1 protein-coding gene is annotated in these 1,659 nt (G+C 66.2%); it reads left to right on the top strand.

The window, feature by feature from the left end; translation table 11 throughout:
* Positions 1-1,659 (top strand): error-prone DNA polymerase family protein (locus AC1DZ6_RS24785; protein ID WP_477099754.1); only part of this gene is annotated, 1,659 nt, incomplete at both ends.

Here is a 1,659-nt window from a genome sequence, read left to right as displayed (position 1 = left end):
GCACCTGACCGATCTGACCTGGCAGGGCGCGGCCTGGCGTTACCCGAACGGCGTGTCGCCCAAGGTCGCCGACCAGTTGCGCGAGGAGCTGCGGCTGATCGCCAAGATGGACTACCCCAACTACTTCATCACCGTGCACGACATCGTCCACAAGGCGCGGGAGATGGGAATCCTGTGCCAGGGGCGCGGCTCGGCGGCCAATTCCTCGGTCTGTTTCTGCCTGGGGGTGACGGCGATCGATCCCACCGAGCACCGCCTGCTGTTCACCCGCTTCATCTCCGAGAACCGCGGCGAGCCGCCGGACATCGACGTCGATTTCGAACACGAGCGGCGCGAGGAGGTGATGCAGTACGTCTACAAGCGCTATGGCCGGGAATACGCCGCCATCTGCGGCACGGTGATCCATTACCGTCCGCGCAGCGCCATCCGCGACGTCGGCAAGGCCCTGGGCCTGACCGAGGACATCACCGCCATCCTGGCCAACACCGTCTGGGGCAGCTGGGGCGATGGCCTGCCCGATGAGCATATCCAGCAGACGGGGCTTGATCCGACCAACCCACAGATCAAGCGCGCCATCGTCTTGGCCACCGAGCTGCTGCAGCATCCTCGCCACTTGTCGCAGCACGTCGGCGGCTTCGTCCTGACCAAGCGGCGACTGGACGAGACCGTGCCGATCGGCAACGCGGCGATGAAGGACCGCACCTTCATCGAATGGGACAAGGACGACATCGACAGCCTCAAGCTGATGAAGGTCGACGTGCTGGCCCTGGGCATGCTGACCGCGATCCAGCGGGCGTTCGGCATGCTGCGCGCCGACCACGGCCAGCCGATCACCGACCTGGCCGACGTGCCGGTCGAGGTGAAGGGAGTCTACGACATGCTGTCCAAGGCCGACAGCGTGGGCGTGTTCCAGGTCGAGAGCCGGGCCCAGATGTCGATGCTGCCGAGGCTGAAGCCCAACAAGTTCTATGATCTGGTGATCGAGGTGGCGATCGTCCGGCCCGGGCCGATCCAGGGCGACATGGTCCATCCCTATCTGCGGCGGCGTCAGGGACTGGAGAAGGCCGAGTGGCCCGCGCCGTCGCCGGAGCACGGACATCCGGACGAGCTGAAGGAGATCCTCGGCAACACCTATGGCGTGCCGCTGTTTCAGGAGCAGGCGATGAGCCTGGCCATCGAGGCGGCCAAGTTTACGCCCGACGAGGCCGACGGCCTGCGCAAGGCGATGGCCACCTTCAAGAACCTGGGCGACCCGGCCGAGTATCGCGACAAGTTCGTCGAGGGCATGGTGCGGCGCGGCTACGAGCGCGACTTCGCCACCCGGTGTTTCAAACAGATCGAGGGCTTCGGCTCGTACGGTTTCCCGGAAAGCCACGCGGCCAGCTTCRCCAAGCTGGTCTATGTCTCGGCCTGGATCAAATGGGCCTGGCCCGACGTGTTCTGCGCGGCCTTGATCAACTCCCAGCCGATGGGCTTCTACCAACCGGCCCAGCTGGTCCGCGACGCGCGGGAGCATGGGGTCGAGGTGCGGGCGCCCGACGTGCTGATGAGCGATTGGGACTGCACGCTGGAGGACCGCGCCTTCTCCTCACCCGCCCACTCCTCACCCGCAACGCGGGGGAGGTGGCGCGATGCGGATACGCGTCGTGACGGAGGGGG

The organism is Caulobacter sp. P1_B12_2, assembly GCF_056406675.1.
Note: the sequence above shows the minus strand (reverse complement) of the source record. Positions and strands in the feature narration are given on the sequence as shown.